The following is a 17,459-nucleotide window of genomic DNA, read 5'->3' on the forward strand; positions in this document are numbered from 1 at the left end:
CCCCCATCCGCATATCTCACACACCACCGGATACAGCCAACGCTCCAGACCCATCAGAGACTTCGCAAAGGTTCACCCTGACGAGCCGAGGTCAGTAACTACAGGTCAGTTATGGCCGAAGTCGAACTTGACGGTGACCGGAGCGTGGTCGCTCCACCGTTCGGCGTGGGAGGCGGCTCGTTCGACGTAGGCCTCGACGGCCCTGTCGGCGAGGCCTTTTGTACAAACACTTAGGTCTACTCTCCAGCGGAACGACGCCGTTTGTAAAAGGTCCACCCGTTCGAGAGTGCCCTGTTCGAGGGTGCCTGTTGGCTTGGGCGGTAGGGGGTGCCCATGGGCACCCCCTGACGGTTTCGGCGCCGGTTCGGGCGGTGGTGGGTTCGCGTGTCTCGGACACGCACGGGGACGAGGGCAAGGTCTCGCACCTGGTGCAGGCGGAGTCGCGACGGCTGAAGTCCCCACCTCCTGCTCGGGCTGCGGGACAGACCTGCTCACCTGATCTCCCCAGCCGCGGGTTGTTGTCCCGGGTCGCAGTTCGGGGCTCAGGAGGATACGTGGGCGCTGGTGAGCGGGCCCGTGAGGTGCTGCCTTCGGACCAGCTCCGGCCCTGGCGCCCGATCAGCTACGGGCTAGCGCCTTGCGGATGCCGTAGGCGGCGGCGCCGAGCGCGATCACCACCGCGCCCCACAGCACCGAGGCGGCCGGGAGGGCGAAGGCCAGGACCAGGCACCCGGCCGTGCCGACGATCGGCACGATCCTGGGCGGGCGACCCTCGGTGGGGGTGAGGGTCCAGGCGGAGGCGTTGGCGACGGCGTAGTAGGCGAGCACGCCGAAGGAGGAGAAGCCGATCGCTCCGCGCACGTCCGCGACGGCTGCCAGCACGGCGACGATCGCGCCGACGGCGAGTTCGGCGCGGTGCGGCACTTGGAAGCGCGGGTGGACGGCGGCCAGGGCGTGGGGCAGGTGGCGGTCGCGGGCCATTGCCAGGGTGGTGCGCGAGACACCGAGGATCAGCGCGAGCAGCGAGCCGAGGGCAGCGACGGCTGCGCCGACGCGCACCACCGGGGCCAGGCCGGGCACGTCGGCGGCGCGGACGGCGTCGGCCAGCGGCGCCGTAGTGCGGGCCAGGGTGTCGGGGCCGAGGACGGCCAGGACGGCGAGCGCGACGACCGCGTACACGACGAGGGTGATGCCGAGCGCCACCGAGATCGCGCGGGGGATCGTGCGGGCCGGGTCGCGGACCTCCTCGCCGAGGGTGGCGATGCGCGCGTAGCCGGCGAAGGCGAAGAACAGCAGCCCGGCCGCTTGGAGCACGCCGTGCCCGCCGGCGTCGGCGCCGACGGTCCAGTGCCCGGTATCGGTGACGGAGCTGGTGAGGCAGGCGGTGACCACGGCGGCGAGCACCGCCAGGACCACCGCGACTATCACGCGGGTCAGCCAGGCGGCCTTCTGCACTCCCACGTAGTTGACCGCGGTCAGCGCGACCACCGCGGCGACCGCCACGGCGTGGGCCTGGGCGGGCCAGACGTAGGAGCCGACGGTCAGGGCCATTGCCGCGCAGGAGGCGGTCTTGCCGACCACGAAGCTCCAGCCGGCCAGGTAGCCCCAGAACTCGCCCAGGCGCTCGCGGCCGTAGACGTAGGTGCCGCCCGACTGTGGGTAGCGGGCCGCGAGGCGGGCCGAGGAGGTGGCGTTGCAGTACGCGACCACCGCTGCCAGCGCCAGGCCGAGCAGCAGCCCGGAGCCGCCAGCGGACGCGGCTGGGGCGAGGGCGGCGAAGATGCCCGCGCCGATCATCGACCCGAGCCCGATCACCACGGCGTCGAACACACCCAGGTGCCGCTTCATTTCGCCCGACCCGACCGGTGGAACCGACGCGTTCAATGTTCTGCCCTCTCGCGATGATGAGCTTCGATCTCGGCGCACGATATCCGGGCCCGGCATCGGTCAGGTGAACCCGTCCCAGCCGCCGGTGGGCGCTCGGCATCGACAGCCGGGCGTCGAACCCATAGGGCCGCCCCGCGGACCTTGGTGGAGACGGGCAGTCCCGGCCTCGATGCACGCACAACCAAGTGGGCAACGGAGAGCGGGCCTGGGGATTTCGCGGATCCTCATCATCGCTGAGCAGATCGGCGAGGCCGGCAGCGGATACCTGATGCGCCCGCGGCCTGAGACCGCCACCGGATACCGGCTTACCTGCGCCGCCCCTGGCTCGAAGCCGCACGGGCCGACTCGCCGAAGCCGAGCACCGGAGCTCATGGCTCGGCAGTGGCTGGCTGAAGCCTTTCCGGCCGCCGTATGCACATCCGCCCAAGCCCGCGACGCGCCTCCGCGGCCTCGACCGAACCGGAGAAGCCATGAGCGACGCCGTCCGCGACGAGAAGAACAAGCGCAAGGCCATGCTCGTCCGCGCGTCCATCTAGATCGCCGGCACCCACCTGTTCGCCGGCTTCGTCATTCTGCTATTCGCACTCGGTAACCGTCGCCACTGAACCCGCTGCCGCTCGGCGAGGGGCTCGTCCCCGGCACAGCGCGCACTCCGCACACGCGCCGCGCGCCAAGCTCGTCCATCAGAGATGGGAGTCGTGGTGTGGCCAGGCTTCACACTCCGGCGGCGGTGACGACGGCGTCGGTGGCGAAGCCGAGCAGTAGGCCGGCCAGGATCATCGAGGTGGTCAGCTCCTTCATGCCGGCGCGTCGGGCCACCGCGAGCAGCTCGATGATCACGTAGAGGATGGAACCGGCGGCCAGGCCGAGGAAAGCGACGCTGGCGGTCTCGTTGACCAGCTGCTGGCCGATCAGAGTGCCCACGAAGGTGGGGCCGCCGCCGATGAGGCCGAGCAGCGCGAGGCTGCTCCAGGAAAGCCGCTCGCCTGCGGCGGCCAGCGGGGCGACGATGCCGAAGCCCTCGGTCGCGTTGTGCAGGCCGAAACCGATGATCAGCGGGATGGCGAGCGAGAGTTCGCCCTTTGCGGCGGAGTTGCCGATGGCGAGGCCTTCCGCGAGGTTGTGCAGGCCGATGCCGATGGCGATCACCAGGGCAAGACTTGCGGCTTTGGAGCGGGCCCCGGGAGCCAGTTGTTCTGTCATGGCCGACGCACCCGGTCCCTGCGACAACGAGGCCCGGTGAGCCTGCCGACGGGCGATCCATCGGTCGTAGCACACCAGGCCCATCAGGCCGACGGACAGGCTGCCGGCGAGCACCAGGCCGTTGATAGCGGCACGGCCCCAGTGATTGTCGGCGAGTGCGGCGTCGGTCGGTTCCCAGGCGGCCGTCAGGACATCCCAGAGCAGGAAGAGCAGGATGCCGATGGGGACCGCGTTCAGCGCAGTCCTCACTCGCGGAGCGGGGTTTCGCAGGCGTCCGATCGGAAGGCCGAGGTAGATGGTGAAACCGGCGATGGCGCCCAGCAGGGCGATCTGTGGGCCGGACATGAGGGGCTCCGAGAGCGCGATGATCAGGGGCAGAGCGAAGGCAAGCCTTGCCTAACAAGTCTTGCTCTGCCTGGTCGCAGCCCGCAATCCCGGAGGCGAGTACGAGGTGGATGGGGCCTCGGCGACAGTGTGGTCGCCGGCCTCTGGCCGACCTGTGGAGAAGGTGAGAGAGCGCCGATCCCGGCTAGAAATCCTGGTCGCCGCGGACGACGACAGGGCAAGGGGCCTGTTGGACGCAGTGCTGGCCCACAGAGCCCAGCAGTGTGCCGGCGAAGCCGCCGAGCCCGCGGTTGCCGACGACCAGTAGGTCAGCGCCGCGCGCCCGTTCGAGGAGGATTTCCGCTGCGTGTCCGGACTCGACGATCTCGACATGGTTGTCGTCCGTGGTGACCTCGGCGACGGCCTGGGCCAGCATCCTGCCGGCGACCGCTCCGAGTTCGCGGTCGACCGATGCCGGTGCCCAACCGTAGACCGTCGGGAGCGCCGGCCCCTGATCCGACCGTGCGCCGCCGGGTGCCGCAGTCCAAGGGTCGACCGGCCCACCTTCCGGGGGCCGGTCCGGCCCTCGCGACGGCTTCGTGGCTGGGCGAGCATGAGAGATGTGCGACGACGCGCTCGCCCGGGATTCACCTGGGGCACAGCCCCTGGCTGGTCACGTCCCTCCCTTGCGTCTCGCTCAGGAGGTTGATCGTCATGGCTGCTGTCACCGCGTCGCCGGTCCGGGTGGAGGCCCGGTTGGATCTGCCGCTCTCGCGCTGGCTCTGGCTGGTGAAGTGGGTCCTGGTCATCCCGCACTGGATCGTCCTGTGCTTCCTGTGGGTGGCCTTCGTTCTGCTGACCGTGGTCGCGTTCTTCGCGATCCTGTTCACCGGCCGGTACCCGCACGGGATCTTCGACTTCAACGTGGGCGTACTTCGTTGGTCCTGGCGGGTCTCGTACTACGCGTACGGAGGCCTGGGCACCGACCGCTACCCGCCGTTCAGCCTCCGCGAGGAGCCCGACTACCCGGCGCGGTTGGACATCGCCTATCCCGGTGAGCTCTCGCGTGGACTGGTGCTGGTGAAGTGGTGGCTGCTGGCGTTGCCGCACTACCTCGTTGTCGCGTTCTTCCTCGGCGGCTTCCGTGAGGTGTGGGGCGGCGGGCTCATCGGTCTGCTCGCGCTGTACGCGGGCGTGGCGCTCGCTGTCACCGACAGGTACCCGACCGGCATCTTCGACCTGGTCGTCGGCATGAACCGGTGGGTGCTTCGGGTCGCCGCGTACGCGGCCTTGATGACCGACACATATCCGCCGTTCAGGCTCGACCAGGGCGGCCTCGACCCGGCCGACGGCGCCCTCCTGCGGGAGCAGGCCGAGCGGTGACACCGACCGCCACCCGCCGTGAAGGGCTCACCGAGGGTCAGGTGCAACGGCTGCTCGCGGTGCACGGGCCGAACGAGGTCGGCGCACCACCGAGCCCGCCACTGTGGTCCCGCGTCGCCGCCCAATTGCGTGATCCGCTGATCCTGGTGCTGCTCGTCGCGGTCGTGCTCACCGTGGCGACCGGCGACCACCCCGATGCGATCGTGATCGGGCTGGTCATCGTGGTGAACACGGCCGTGGGGGTCACGCAGGAGATCCGTGCGGCCAACGCGGTGTCCGCGCTGTCCGCGCTCTCCGCCCCGGCGGCGCGGGTGCTGCGCGACGGCGAGGAGCGGGAGGTGGCGGCCACTGCCGTGGTGCCCGGTGACGTCCTGCTGCTCGCCGAGGGGGACATCGTCCCCGCCGACGCCGAGCTGGTCGAGGCTTCGGCGCTGCTGGTGGACGAGTCGATGCTGACGGGCGAGTCGGTCCCGGTGGAGAAGGACCTGACCGGCGCCGTCGGCCTCAGCGCCGGGACGACGGTGCTGCGAGGGCGGGCGGTGGCCAATGTGACGGCCACCGGCGCGGACAGCGCTCTGGGCCGGATCGCGACCTCGCTCCATCCACGCCCGCAGCCCACGCCGTTGCAGCGCCGCCTGGCCGGGCTGGGCCGGGTGCTGGCACTGGTCACCGTCGGACTGTGCCTGGTGGTGTTCGCGCTGGGGCTTGTGCGCGGCCAGGCGCTCGAGGCGATGGCGGTCACCGCGATCAGCCTCGCCGTGGCAGCGGTTCCCGAGTCGCTGCCCGCCGTGGTGACACTCGCGCTGGCGCTCGGTGCCCGCCGGATGGCCCTGCGGCATGCCGTGGTCCGAAGGCTGCCGGCTGTCGAGACGCTCGGCTCGGTCACCGTGCTCGCGACCGACAAGACCGGCACCCTCACCGAGGGCCGGATGGTGGTCGAGCGGCTGTGGGCGCCCGGATGGCAGGCGACGATCACCGGCTCGGGCTACCAGCCGGTGGGGGAGGTCCGGGTGGAGGGTGCGGCAGCACTGCCCGAGGCCCGGGCCCTGCTGCGGGTCGCCGCGCTGTGCAACGACGCCACGCTGAGGCCGCCCGAGGCGGACGACGGTCAGTGGACGGTCCTCGGCGACCCGACCGAGGCGGCGCTGCTGGTGGCCGCAGCGAAGGCCGGATGCGACCTCGAGGGCTTGGCCGAGGATTATCCCCGCGTCGATGAGCTGCCTTTCGACAGCATCCGGAAGCGGATGACAACCGTGCATCGCACCCCTTCCGGGCAGCGGGAGATCTGCCTCAAGGGCGCTCCCGAAGCCGTCCTCGACCCGGCCGTACTCGACGCCGACCCCGACGAGCTGGACCAAGCCCGGGAGGCTGCCGCCCGGCTCGCCGCCGACGGCTACCGGGTGCTGGCCGTCGCGTCGGGGCTCCGGCAGGCCGGCGATGGTCGGGTCGAGTCCGAGTTGCACCTGCTCGGGCTGGCCGCACTGAGCGACCCGCCCAAGGCGGCGGCCGCCACGACCATCGCGGCCTGCCGCCGGGCCGGCATCACCCCGGTGCTGATCACGGGGGACCACCCCGCCACCGCCCGCGCGGTCGCGGACCGTATCGGCCTGCTGGAGGACGGCGAGGCGACCCGGGTGGTCACCGGCCGGGAGCTCGCTGCCGGGGCCGTCCCGGATTTGTCGCGGGCGCGGGTCTTCGCACGCACGGATCCGCAGCAGAAGCTCGACCTCGTCGAGGCCTGGCGCGCGGGCGGCGCGGTCACCGCGATGACCGGCGACGGGGTCAATGACGGGCCGGCGCTTCAGCGGGCGGACATCGGGGTGGCGATGGGCCGACGAGGCACCGAGGTGGCCAGGCAGGCCGCAGACCTGGTACTGGCGGACGACGAACTCGCCACCGTGGTAGCGGCGGTGGAGGAGGGTCGCCGGGTCTACGACAACATCCGCCGCTTCCTGGTCTATGCGCTGTCCGGCGGCGCGGCCGAGATCCTGGTCATGTTGCTGGGCCCATTCATGGGCCTCGCGGTGCCGCTGCGTGCGGGCCAGATCCTGTGGATCAACCTCCTCACCCACGGGCTGACCGGGGTCGCGGTCGGGGCGGAACCGGTCTCCGGCCTGGCGATGCGGCGTCCGCCCCGGCCGCCGGACGAGCACGTGTTGGGAGCCGGGGTATGGCAGCGCGTCCTGCTCCTGGGCGCTGTGGTGACGCTGGTCGCGCTGGGGGCGGGTCTGTGGGCGGAGAGGGCCGGACACGCCTGGCAGAGCGTGCTGTTCCTGGCGCTGCTCGCAGCGCAGCTGGGCGTGGTGCTCGGCCTGCGGGAGCGGCTGTTCACCAGGGCGAACCCGTTCCTCCCGCTGGCCGTCCTGGCCTCGGCGGGGCTCGGCGTCCTGGCGCTCTATGTGCCGTTCCTCCGGGACGTGTTGGAGACCGAGCCGTTGTCGTGGGCAGACGGTGGCGTGGTGACGGCTGCCGCGTTGGTCGCCTTCGCCGCCGCTCGAGTGGCAGACCGGCATGGCCGGGGCGGCGGTGGTGTTGCGGGGCTGTGAGAAGCGGAATCGCGCGGCTGTTTTGGCAGCGTTGGTGAAGGCCCCTCTGCCAGGCTGGGCGACGTCGTCGGCTCCCTCGGGTGAAGCTCCTGCCCGGAGTCGCGAACTCAGGGTGTCCGGTGCCCGTGTTCGGCGGCGACCCGGCGGGCGTGGGCGACGATCTCGGCGGCCATGTGCTCGCTGACGCCCAGCGCGTGGACGAGGCGGTGGGCGTTCCAGCCGTGGCGGGCGAGCAGGACGGCCAGTGGATGGTGGCCCGGTGCCCCGGCAACGGGGCGGGGCGGCGTGGGCACAGCCGGCGCGGGTGGCATTGGAGCGGCTGCCGCACGGTGGCGGACGAGGGCTCGGCGCAGTTCGTCCGCGCCCCAGACCACGAACGGGAACGGAGTCACGATTGCGAGCTGCGCCGGACCGAGCGCCGCGGTGCCGAACACCCGGTGCAGGGCGGGGACGTAGATGATCGCGGCGGCGAATGCTAGGGCGAAGGCGATGCCGCCGAGCAGCTGCGGGTTGCTGAAGGCCCCGATCGCGCGCAGTGAGGCGTGTTCGGTTCGGGCCGCGAAGGCGGTGCCGATCTGGCAGGCGACGATGCCGAGCCAGACGACCGTGGTCGCCTGCTGGTAGGTCAGGTGCAGGGCAGTGCCCGCACCGGTCGGGTCGCCCGGGTGCCAGCCGCCCGACGTGAGGGTGAGGAAGTAGCCGCCCATGACGAGGATGGCGGAGATCAGTCCGAGGAATCCCCAGGAGCGGGCGAGCATGCTTCCTCGGATCACCCGCTCGTCGCGCGGGCGGGGCGGACGGTTCATCAGCCCGGGTTCGGCCTTCTCCCGGCCGAGGGCGAGGGCGGGCAGGGTGTCGGTGCCGAGGTCGATGGCGAGGATCTGCATCACCGTCAGCGGCAGGGGGATCGCGCCGCCGGCGAGTGCGAACACCAGGAACGGGACGACCTCGGGTACGGCGTGGCTGAAGATGTAGACGATGAACTTGCGGATGTTGTCGTAGGTTCGCCGCCCCGCCTCCACCGCCGCGACGATGGTGGCGAAGTTGTCGTCGGTCAGCACCATGGTCGCGGCTTCGCGGGCGACGTCCGTACCGGAGCGGCCCATCGCCACACCGATGTCAGCGCGCCGCAGCGCGGGGGCGTCGTTGACGCCGTCCCCGGTCATCGCGACGGTGTGGCCCTCGGCGCGCAGGGCGTCGGCGATTCGAAGCTTTGCCTCCGGTGAGGTACGCGCGAAGATCACTTCCTCGCCGCGGCCGAGCAGCGAGTCCAGCCGGTCGTCGCCCATCCCGTCCAGTTCCGTGCCGGTGACGATGCGCATGCCGCGGTGGCCGATGCCGACCTGCTCGGCGACAGCGGCCGCGGTGAGGCCGTTGTCACCGGTCACCACATGCACGGTGATCCCGGCACGGTGGGCCTGTTCGATGGATCGGGCGACCTCCGGCCGCGGCGGGTCGGCCATGGCGACCAGGCCGATCAGGCACAGCCGCTGCTCGGCCTCTTCGCGCCGGGCGGGCGGCTGCTGCCCGGGACGGAGCGGCCGCCGCGCCACGGCGAGGACCCGCAGCCCGCGCGCGGCCAGTCGCCCGACGGCGTGCACGACCGCGGTGCGGTCGGCGGGGGTGAGCGCGCGCTCGGTTCCGTGGTCGAGCAGGTCGACGGCGTGGGTGAGGACCTCCTCCGGTGCACCTTTGCTGTGCAGGACCACCCCGCCGTCGCGTGCGTCGGCCGTGGTCATCAGTTTGATGTGCGAGTCGAAGCGGAACAGCGCGAGGCGACCGCGGTCGCGCTGCTCCGGCAGGCAGGGCGTGCCCACCCGGGCGGCCAGTTCCAGCAGGGCGAGTTCGGTCGGGTCGCCGTGACCGCCCGCCGGGTCGGCCGTGGTGCAGGCGGCGGCCGCGTCGGCGAGCAGGAGGACGTCGGCGGGCACCGGCAGGGCGTCGCCGAGAGGGAGCTCGCCGCCAGGGGTCCAGACGGCCGTGACGCGCATCCGGTTCTCGGTCAGCGTGCCGGTCTTGTCGGTACAGATGACCGTGGTCGAGCCCAGAGTCTCCACCGCGGAGAGCCGCTTGACCACGGCACCGCGGCGGGCCAGGTCGCGCACTCCCGAGGCCAGGGCAAGGGTGATGGTCGGCAGCAGGCCCTCGGGCACGTTGGCGACCAGCAGACCGATCGCGAAGGACACCGCCGCCGCCAGGGACAGCCCCGCGCCGAGTCCCATCGGCAGGAACGCCACTCCCACGCCGATGGCGATCACGGCGATCAGCCGGGCGACCCGCTTGACCTGGTGCTCCAGCGGGCTCTCCTCCCGGTGAGTGCGCTGGGTCAGGGCGGCGATGCGTCCCAGCTCCGTGTGCATGCCGGTGGCGGTGACCACGGCCAGGGCCTGGCCCCCTGTACATGCGGTGCCCGAGAAGAGCAGGTCACGCGCGTCCAGGACAGGCCCGGAGGCATCCGCGAACTCGGCGGAGCGAAAGACCGGGACGGATTCGCCGGTCAGCGCGGACAGGTCGACCTCCACGCCACCCGACAGCAGGCGGGCGTCGGCGGAGACCTGGTCACCCTCCTCGACCACCAGGACGTCACCGGGCACCAGCGTGGTCGCGGCCACCTGGCGACGTCCTCCGGCACGTACCACCGTTGCCTGCTCGGGCAGGAAGTCGGCGAGCGCCTCCACGGCCTGCTCGGCCTGCCGCTCCTGAGCGAACGCGAGTAGGGCGTTGAGGAGGATCACAGCCAGGATTGCCACCGCCAGCGCGGGAGCGCCACTGACGGCCGCCAGGACGGCGGCGAACGCCAGCAGCAGCGCCAGCGGGTGGGTGAACTGCTGCGCAAGCTCCCGGGGCCAGCGCCGCCTGCCGCGCCGCACGAGGGCATTGGGTCCGTAGACCGTCAGGCGGCGGGCGGCCTCACGCTCCGTCAGGCCCTGCGGGGAGGTCCGCAGATCGCGGAAGAGCAGGGCGAGCGGCTCGCGCGGGTCGGGGTTGCCGGCCTCCCCGGTCTCCCCGGCCTGGCGGAGCGCGTTCTCGGCCTCGGTGCGCACGGTCAGGACGGATTCCGGGGAACCGTGACGACCGGGCAGTGGGCCCGGTGCAGGAGCCCGTGCGGGACGGAGCCGAGCCGCATACCGGTGAACCCGCCGCGCCCGCGACGCCCCACCACGACGGCGAGGGCGTGTTCGGAAGCCTTCGCCAACTCCTCGACCGGATGGCCGCGGATCACCTCGTGGGTGAGCTCCACATCGGGCGAGGACACGGCCCGCCCGGCCGTGGTCTCGGCGAGCAGCCGCCGCAGCGTCCGGATGGCCCCGTGCTCGTCGAAGTGGGCGATCAGCTGCGACTGCCACACCCACACCGCCCGCAGCACGGCTCCCCGCCGGGCCGCGAAGTCGAACGCGACATCGACAGCGGCACCGGACGATTCGCTGCCGTCGACCCCGACCACCACATAGGGCGGGTCCTGGGTGATGTGCTCGGGTTCGCGCACCACGACCACCGGACAATGCGCCTGGGCGCTCACCGGGACAGTCACGGAGAAGGCGCTGAACACCTCCTCGAGCCGGTTCATCCGGCGTGACCCAAGCACGACGAGCTCGGCATGAGCGGACTCCCGGCACAGCACCTGCGCCGGGTAGTCCTCCGCGAGAACGGTGGCGAACTGCAACTGCGGGTCGCGCGTGCGGGCAAAGTCGGCGGCTCTGTCGAGGGCGGCGTCGCCGTGCTCGCGCAGAGCTTTGTGATAGCGGCCCTCCTCGAAGCCGCGCAGGTCGTGAAGGACCGGAGGTACGGCGTGGAGCAGTCGCAGGAGCAGGCCGCGGCGGCCGGCTTCGTCGACGGCCCAGGCCAGGGCCATGGGCTCCAGTTCGAGGGCATCGACGCCGAACACGATCGGACGGCGCTCGCTGGGGGATGTCATGGCTCTCCTCCACCCGTGTGAGTAACCGGCGAGCGGTGGCCGCCCGCCGTGCCCATACCGGCACCGTAGGCCCTGAAACGATCGGCCGCGAGGGCCGACAGGCCCACGACGGCGGGGCCCTGTGTCTCTTGGCCCCTCGCCCGCCCTCGACGCAGCATGGAAGGACAGTTCCCACTGGATTTCCGCGGCGGCCACGCGGCTCGAGGCAGGGCGGCCACGTCGAGCTCTGCACCACCGCCGGCCGCTGAGCCGGGACCGAGGAGATGTCCGCCATGATCGAGCCGACGCTGACCCCCGCCGAGTACCGCCTGCTCGCAGCCACGGGCGGGGCGGCGCCCTCACTGCACAACAGCCAGCCGTGGCGCTTCCGCCCCACCGCGGACGCGCGCGGGCTCAAGTTGTACGCCGATCCGTCCCGCGCTGTCCCGGTCACCGACCCGGACGGGCGGGCCCGGTGGATTTCGGTCGGTGCCGCACTGTTCAATCTCCGGACGGCTGCCAACCATCTCGGCCGAGGAGCCGCGATCCGGCTGCTGCCGGACCCGGCCGAGCCCGAGCTGGCCGCCGTACTGGAACTCACCGGCCAGGCGCAGAAGCTTGATCCGGACCTGTACGCGGCGATCCCGCACCGGCATTCCAGCCGCCTTCCGTTCGCCAACCGTGACGTGCCCGAGGCCGTGCTCGGGGAGCTGATCGACGCGGCGGGAAGCGAGGGCGTGGCGCTGTCCCCGCTGGAGGAGGCCGGGGTCCGCCGAGTCCTGACACTCACCGCCGAGGCCGAGCAGCGGATCGCCGCCGACATCGCCCGACAGGCCGAGACCCGCAGCTGGCTGCGCCTGGAGGAACCCGCCACCGACGGCATCCCCGCAGCCGCCCTGGGGCCGCTGGACCACGACGCCAGGGTACCGATGCGCAGCTTCGCCGGGCCCGCGCCCGCCGTCCCGACCGAGCGATTCGAGGCGCTGCCACAGGTGTGCACCCTCACCACGCACGGCGACCAGCGGGAGGACTGGCTACGCGCCGGTCAAGCGCTGGAACACGCCTGGTTGCTGGCGACCGCCCGCGGGGTGCGGGTCTCCGTGCTGCACCAGGCGGTCGAGTGGCCCGAAACCCGTCGGCTGCTCCGCGACCCGTCCGAGGGACCAGGTCATGTGCAGATGGTGGTCCGCGTCGGCTACGGCCCGCCCGGCGCGGCGACACCACGCAGGCCGGTTTCGGAGATCCTCGATCTGGCAGGACTTCAGGAGAGTGCGTGATGGGACACCGAACCGTGGGCGACATGATGACCCGTGAGGTCGTCAAGGTCGCACCACAGACCGGCTTCCGGGAGATCGTCGCCCTGCTCAGGGAGTACGACATCACCGCCGTTCCGGTCGTGGAGGCCGATGGCCGACCGATCGGGGTCGTCTCCGAGGCCGAGAGGGTACTCGTCAGCGTGAGCAGTGAGATCCGCCCGTTGTGGGACCAGAGAACGTCGTAGGGCGGGCTGCCGTCCGCGTGGTGCAGGGCGATGATCCGGCCGTCGCGGCGCGGCGTGCCCGGGCGGGTGCCCTCCACGATGACCCGGTCCCCAATGCTGGCCTTCATGGTGGCCTCCAGCTGTCTCGTGCCCTGGGCGTCCCGGGCGAGCCGCCCGTACACCCAGGGCACCAGCCCGGCCGGGCCCCGTACCAGGGCCGAGCGGTCCATCGTGACGGGGGGCGAGCGGCACGGCGGGCGGCACAGGTGAGAAGAGCCCGTCCGGCCCCCACAACAGGGGCCGACTGGTCCTGGGAGGCGCCCGAACCTTCGGCGAGGCTGGAGATCAGGGCATCCGCGCCGTACGCGAGGAGAGGGCCATGGACACCCGGACGCAGGACGGACAACGTCCGCTGCTGGCCGCCACCGGAGTCCGCAAGGTCTATCGGACGGGAACAGTCGAGGTGACGGCGCTGCGCGACCTCGACCTGACGGTGCAGCCGGGTGAGCTGGTCGGGGTGATGGGCCCTTCGGGCTCCGGCAAGACCACTCTTCTCAACTGTCTCTCCGGCCTGGACGACATCGACGCGGGCCGGGTCGAGGTGGACGGCCGCGACCTGTTCGCCATGTCGGACGCGGCACGCACCGAGCATCGGGCCCACGCGATGGGCTTCGTGTTCCAGGCCTTCAACCTGATCCCGGTGTTCTCCGCCGTCGAGAACGTCGAACTCCCGCTGCTGCTCACCGGCACGCCGCTGCGCGAGGCGCGCGCCCGTGCCACCGCGATGCTGGAGCGGGTCGGCCTCGGGCACCGGGTGGAGCACCGTCCCAGCGAGCTTTCCGGCGGTGAGCAGCAACGCGTCACCATTGCCCGGGCCCTGGTCGCCCGGCCCGCCGTGGTCTGGGCGGACGAGCCCACCGGCAATCTCGACAGCGTCATGGCGGACCAGGTGATGGACCTGCTGACCACGCTCAACCGCGACGAGGGGCAGACGATCGTGCTGGTGACGCACGACGAGGCGATCGGCCGGCGACTTCCCCGCCTGGTGCGGATGCGCGACGGCAGGCTGGTCTCCGACACCCGGCAGGCCGAGCTGGTGGGCTGACCGATGTACCCCGGCCTCCTTCTCCCGCTGCTCGGCATCCTCGGCATCGCCCTGCTGACGCTGCTGCTTGTCGCTGTCCGGCAGCCGGTCGTCCGGCGGCTGGCGCTGCGTCAGGTCGCCCGGCGGCGCACCGAGGCCGCCCTGGTGATCGGCGGCTCCGTGCTCGGTACTGCGATCATCGTCGGCGCGCTCGTGGTGGGGGACACCCTGAACTTCTCGGTCCGCCAGGAGGCGTACCGCACGCTCGGCCCGGTCGACGAGCGGATAGTCAGCACCGACACCGGGGGCCACGACGTGGCCACCCGCCTCCAGCCGCTCGCCACCGATCCCGACGTCGACGGGGTACTGACCGCCCAGGTCACCCAGGCCGCCGCCGTGAACACCCGCGGTGCCCAGCAAGTCGCCGAGCCGCGCGTGCTGGCCTGGCAGATGGACCTGGAGCAGGCCGGTCGCTTCGGCACGACCGGCGGCGAATCCGGACTGCGCGGTCCGGTACCCCCACCCGGCCAGGTCGTGATCAACGAGCCGCTCGCCCACTCGCTCCGCGTCGGCTCCGGCCAACTCATCACCGTGTACCTCTACGGCCACCCGGTCGACTACACCGTGGCGCGAGTCGTCCCGCAGCAGGGCCTCGCCGGCACCGGACTCGGCGGCCGGGTCAACCGCAACGTGTTCCTGCCGGCCGGCGCACTCGACGCGGCGGGCGGCCAGGCGGCGTCGGTGACCATGGTGTCCAACCGCGGCGGCGTGGAGGCCGGCGAGAAGCTGACCGACCCCGTCACCGCGAAGATCCGCACCGCGCTCGGTCCGGACAGCGCCCGTGGCGCCGTCGACACCCCCAAGCACACCGTGCTCCAGCAGGCCCGCCAGACCGGCGACGCGCTCGGCGCCCTGTTCTTGATGATCGGCAGCTTCAGCATCATCGCCGGAGCGCTGCTGCTGGTGAACATCTTCGTGATGCTCGCCGAGGAACGGAAGGCACAGCTCGGCATGCTCCGCGCGGTCGGTCTCAAGCGCTCCCGGCTGGTCGGCTCCTTCTCCCTGGAGGGCGCCGCCTACGCGCTGGCCGCCACATTGCCCGGGGTGGCGATCGGCCTCGGCGTCGGCTGGGGCGTGGCCGTCGTCGCGGCCCAGATCTTCAAGAGCTGGTCCGTGGACGGCAGCGGCCTGGACATCGCCTTCGCCGTCACCCCCACCAGCCTGCTCAACGGCGCCGCCCTGGGCCTGGTGATCGCCCTGGCCGCGATCGTCGCCACCAGCGTACGGATCAGCCGCTTCAACATCATCGCCACCATCCGCGACCTCCCCGCCGACACTGGGCGCCGGACGCGACGCAGGCTGCTGGTCGTCTCCACCGCGCTCAGCCTGCTCTGCGCGGCGGCCGCCGTCCCCGCGATCGCCCGCAGCCAGGCCGAACAGACCTACCTGCTGCCCGCCCTCGCGGTCGTCCTCGCCGTGCCCGCGGCCCGCCGGGTGATGCCCCGTCGGGCGGCGGACAGCCTCGCCGCCGGAATCGTCCTGCTGTGGACACTGATCGCCAGCGTCGTCCGACCCCGCGTGTTCGACTCCCCGTCGATGGCGGTGTACGTCATCCTCGGCAGCCTCGCCGCGTTCTCCGCCGTCGTCCTCGTCAGCGAGAACCAGCGGGCGCTGGTACGCCCGGTGCGCCGCCTGATGGACCGGCCGACCCAGCAGGGCCTCGCCGCCCGGCTGGCCGCCGCCTACCCGCTGGCCAAGCGCTTCCGCACCGGCTCGACCCTGGTGATGTACACCCTCATCACCCTCGTCCTGGTCCTGCTCACCCAGATCTCCGGGATCATGAACGCCAGCGTCGACCGTGCCGTCGCCGACGCCACCGCCGGCTACACCCTGCGGCTCGACTACAACCCCCAGGCTGTCGGGTCCGACCCGCTCGCCGACCTCGGCTCAACCGCCTACGCGGGACAGGTCTCCGGCGTCACCCCGCTGCTGAACGCACGCGGCCAGTCCAGCGACCCCGGGCACCGCACCACGAAGCCGCTGGAGACGGCCGTGGTCGGCGTCCCCGCCGGTGCGGTCGACACCATCACCTTCCGCGACCGGCTGCCCGGCCTGACGGACGACCACGCGGTGTGGGCCGCGCTCGCCACCCACCCCGAGTACGTCGTCCTCGACAACTTCTTCGGCCACACCGGCGGCCCCGCCGGCAAGTTCTACACTCCCGGCGACACCCTGACCCTGACCGACCCGGTGAGCGGCCGCACCGAGCAGAAGACCATCGCCGGCGTCCTGAACAGCGGCCTGGCGTTCTACCCCGCCACCGGCAGCAGCGCCACCGTCTACCCGCTGGTGGAGGGCTCGGCGAGCGTCACCGGGCAGTTCGGCCCGCAGGCCCGCACCGCGAGCGCCCTCGTCCGCACCGGCCAGGGCACCTCCCCGGAGGACCTGGCCGGGCGCCTCCAGGGCTCCCACCTGTCGGCCAGCCTGGTCGCCACCCCGATCGCCTCCGACGTGCACCGGCTGTTCGCAGCCAACACGGCGTTCTTCCGGCTGATGCAGGGCTTCCTGGCGCTCGGCCTGGGGATCGGAATCACCGGGCTCGGCGTGGTCATGGTCCGCGCGGTCCGGGAGCGCCGGCGCACCATCGGCGTGCTGCGCGCGCTGGGCTGCCAGGCTCGTACGGTCGAGCGGTCGTTCCTGTGGGAGAGCGGGTTCATCGCGCTCGAGGGCGTTCTGCTCGGCAGTCTGCTGGGCGTGCTCACCACCTGGCTGATGTATCTGAAGAGCTCCGCCTTCGCCGGCCTCGAAGGTGGTTTCCCCATCGAATGGGGTCCCATCGCCACCCTGGCCGGGGCCACCCTGGCCGCGTCCGTGCTGGCCGCCCTCGGCCCGGCCCGCCACGCCGCCCGGATCAGGCCGGCACTGGCCGTACGCCTTCCCGACTGACCGGACGAAGGTTCACTCCGCAAGGCCCTCGGTAAGAGTCCGGGCGATCCCGTCCGCCCAGTCGTCGATCTCGGCCCAGTCGCGGTGGTCGCCGTACCGGCCTCCCATCACGCGGAACACCAGCCGCCCGATGATCGGCCAGTGCTGCGGCGACACCGCACCGGCGAAGTCGTGGCGACCGACGGGCTGCAGTACCGCCCGCAGCTCGGCCGGCAGCTCAGCCCCACGCCTCGCCTTCAGACTGAGCAGCCTCCGGGCGACGCCCGGCCGGAAGGCACTCGTCCGCTCGCCGACCAGGCTCACGCTGTACAGCCAGACCCTGCAGCGGGCGAGGTCGGCGGCGTCGTGCCGGAGGGACTCCACGGCCTCGGGCAGCCACTTCCCGTCGTGGACGGCGCTGCCGAGCACGGCGGCGTCGAAGCCACGCGGACCGGTGGGCCGGGGCAAGGATCCGAGGACGACCTGATGGCCGTTGCGTTCCAGCACCGCCGCAATGCGTTCCGCGACACCGCGCGTGGAGCCGTGCGCGGTCGCGTAACCGACGAACACCTTCATGGCGTACCTCCGTGTGTGTTCGGCCCTTCAAGCACAACAGCAGTGCACGGGTACTGCTCAGCAGGGCCGGGGGGGCCCCCCCCCGGGGGGGCCGGCCCCGGGGGGGGGGGCCCGGCGGGGGGGGAAATGGGTGTGGCGGCCCGGGGGCGGGGGCGG

Annotated in this window: 13 protein-coding genes and 1 pseudogene; 7 read left to right on the forward strand and 7 right to left on the reverse strand. The window is 72.1% G+C overall.

Going from position 1 to position 17,459, the window contains the following annotated elements; translation table 11 throughout:
* Positions 1 to 618 precede the first annotated feature (618 nt).
* Entirely contained in the window at positions 619 to 1,848 is a 1,230-nt protein-coding gene (locus ACIBEC_RS46340) for an APC family permease (protein ID WP_360509578.1), read from the reverse strand.
* Positions 1,849 to 2,423: 575 nt separating this feature from the next.
* On the opposite strand from ACIBEC_RS46340, the gene ACIBEC_RS46345 reads away from it, so the two are divergent.
* A complete protein-coding gene (locus ACIBEC_RS46345; protein ID WP_360509610.1) occupies positions 2,424 to 2,492 on the forward strand; it encodes a DUF6126 family protein in 69 nt (22 codons plus the stop codon).
* 109 nt (positions 2,493 to 2,601) lie between these two features.
* Here the strand turns inward: ACIBEC_RS46345 and ACIBEC_RS46350 are convergent, their stop codons facing one another.
* The gene (locus tag ACIBEC_RS46350) at positions 2,602 to 3,435 is read right to left on the reverse strand and encodes a ZIP family metal transporter (protein ID WP_360509580.1); all 834 of its coding nucleotides are present in this window, start codon (positions 3,433 to 3,435) and stop codon (positions 2,602 to 2,604) included.
* 184 nt (positions 3,436 to 3,619) lie between these two features.
* Positions 3,620 to 3,850, reverse strand: coding sequence for a universal stress protein (locus tag ACIBEC_RS46355; RefSeq protein WP_360509582.1), 231 nt, complete (start codon positions 3,848 to 3,850; stop codon positions 3,620 to 3,622).
* Positions 3,851 to 4,128: 278 nt separating this feature from the next.
* Here ACIBEC_RS46355 and ACIBEC_RS46360 point away from each other — a divergent pair, with 278 nt between their 5' ends.
* Together ACIBEC_RS46360 and ACIBEC_RS46365 are read left to right on the forward strand one after the other, a co-directional pair.
* Positions 4,129 to 4,797: a DUF4389 domain-containing protein gene (locus ACIBEC_RS46360; protein WP_360509584.1), complete on the forward strand. Its 669-nt coding sequence runs from the start codon at positions 4,129 to 4,131 to the stop codon at positions 4,795 to 4,797.
* Entirely contained in the window at positions 4,794 to 7,343 is a 2,550-nt protein-coding gene (locus tag ACIBEC_RS46365; RefSeq protein WP_360509586.1) for a cation-transporting P-type ATPase, read from the forward strand. Before ACIBEC_RS46360 ends, ACIBEC_RS46365 begins: the two co-directional genes overlap by 4 nt.
* A 107-nt stretch (positions 7,344 to 7,450) precedes the next feature.
* Here the strand turns inward: ACIBEC_RS46365 and ACIBEC_RS46370 are convergent, their stop codons facing one another.
* A complete protein-coding gene (locus tag ACIBEC_RS46370; protein ID WP_360509588.1) occupies positions 7,451 to 10,387 on the reverse strand; it encodes a cation-transporting P-type ATPase in 2,937 nt (978 codons plus the stop codon).
* A 2-nt stretch (positions 10,388 to 10,389) separates the two neighbouring features.
* Positions 10,390 to 11,259 carry a universal stress protein gene (locus tag ACIBEC_RS46375; protein ID WP_360509590.1) on the reverse strand — a complete coding sequence of 290 codons (870 nt, stop codon included), beginning with the start codon at positions 11,257 to 11,259 and terminating at the stop codon, positions 10,390 to 10,392.
* Between the two features lie 272 nt (positions 11,260 to 11,531).
* Between ACIBEC_RS46375 and ACIBEC_RS46380 the strand changes: the two genes are divergently transcribed.
* Together ACIBEC_RS46380 and ACIBEC_RS46385 are read left to right on the forward strand one after the other, a co-directional pair.
* The gene (locus ACIBEC_RS46380; protein ID WP_360509592.1) at positions 11,532 to 12,515 is read left to right on the forward strand and encodes an Acg family FMN-binding oxidoreductase; all 984 of its coding nucleotides are present in this window, start codon (positions 11,532 to 11,534) and stop codon (positions 12,513 to 12,515) included.
* Positions 12,515 to 12,739, forward strand: a complete 225-nt coding sequence (locus tag ACIBEC_RS46385; protein ID WP_360509594.1) for a CBS domain-containing protein — start codon at positions 12,515 to 12,517, stop codon at positions 12,737 to 12,739. Before ACIBEC_RS46380 ends, ACIBEC_RS46385 begins: the two co-directional genes overlap by 1 nt.
* Before the next feature lie 20 nt (positions 12,740 to 12,759).
* Here ACIBEC_RS46385 and ACIBEC_RS46390 read toward each other — a convergent pair.
* A pseudogene (locus ACIBEC_RS46390) lies at positions 12,760 to 12,948 on the reverse strand (DUF1918 domain-containing protein); the annotation flags it as partial.
* A gap of 149 nt (positions 12,949 to 13,097) precedes the next feature.
* On the opposite strand from ACIBEC_RS46390, the gene ACIBEC_RS46395 reads away from it, so the two are divergent.
* Positions 13,098 to 13,823, forward strand: a complete 726-nt coding sequence (locus ACIBEC_RS46395; protein ID WP_360509596.1) for an ABC transporter ATP-binding protein — start codon at positions 13,098 to 13,100, stop codon at positions 13,821 to 13,823.
* Between the two features lie 3 nt (positions 13,824 to 13,826).
* Entirely contained in the window at positions 13,827 to 16,748 is a 2,922-nt protein-coding gene (locus tag ACIBEC_RS46400; protein ID WP_360509598.1) for an FtsX-like permease family protein, read from the forward strand.
* A gap of 12 nt (positions 16,749 to 16,760) precedes the next feature.
* Here ACIBEC_RS46400 and ACIBEC_RS46405 read toward each other — a convergent pair whose 3' ends face one another.
* Positions 16,761 to 17,303 (reverse strand): flavodoxin domain-containing protein, encoded by a 543-nt coding sequence (locus tag ACIBEC_RS46405; RefSeq protein WP_360509600.1) that lies wholly within the window; start codon positions 17,301 to 17,303, stop codon positions 16,761 to 16,763.
* Positions 17,304 to 17,459: the final 156 nt, after the last annotated feature.

Source organism: Kitasatospora sp. NPDC051164 (genome assembly GCF_044455625.1).
GTDB lineage: Bacteria > Actinomycetota > Actinomycetes > Streptomycetales > Streptomycetaceae > Kitasatospora.

What these genes read in the sequence shown, in the direction of transcription:
- ACIBEC_RS46385 (WP_360509594.1), top strand. Translation starts at nt 12,515, where the DNA reads ATGGGACACCGAACCGTGGGCGACATGATGACCCGTGAGGTCGTCAAG.
- ACIBEC_RS46395 (WP_360509596.1), top strand. Translation starts at nt 13,098, where the DNA reads ATGGACACCCGGACGCAGGACGGACAACGTCCGCTGCTGGCCGCCACC.
- ACIBEC_RS46355 (WP_360509582.1), bottom strand. Translation starts at nt 3,850, where the DNA reads ATGCTGGCCCAGGCCGTCGCCGAGGTCACCACGGACGACAACCATGTC.
- ACIBEC_RS46360 (WP_360509584.1), top strand. Translation starts at nt 4,129, where the DNA reads ATGGCTGCTGTCACCGCGTCGCCGGTCCGGGTGGAGGCCCGGTTGGAT.
- ACIBEC_RS46350 (WP_360509580.1), bottom strand. Translation starts at nt 3,435, where the DNA reads ATGTCCGGCCCACAGATCGCCCTGCTGGGCGCCATCGCCGGTTTCACC.
- ACIBEC_RS46380 (WP_360509592.1), top strand. Translation starts at nt 11,532, where the DNA reads ATGATCGAGCCGACGCTGACCCCCGCCGAGTACCGCCTGCTCGCAGCC.
- ACIBEC_RS46375 (WP_360509590.1), bottom strand. Translation starts at nt 11,259, where the DNA reads ATGACATCCCCCAGCGAGCGCCGTCCGATCGTGTTCGGCGTCGATGCC.
- ACIBEC_RS46340 (WP_360509578.1), bottom strand. Translation starts at nt 1,848, where the DNA reads ATGAAGCGGCACCTGGGTGTGTTCGACGCCGTGGTGATCGGGCTCGGG.
- ACIBEC_RS46400 (WP_360509598.1), top strand. Translation starts at nt 13,827, where the DNA reads ATGTACCCCGGCCTCCTTCTCCCGCTGCTCGGCATCCTCGGCATCGCC.
- ACIBEC_RS46405 (WP_360509600.1), bottom strand. Translation starts at nt 17,303, where the DNA reads ATGAAGGTGTTCGTCGGTTACGCGACCGCGCACGGCTCCACGCGCGGT.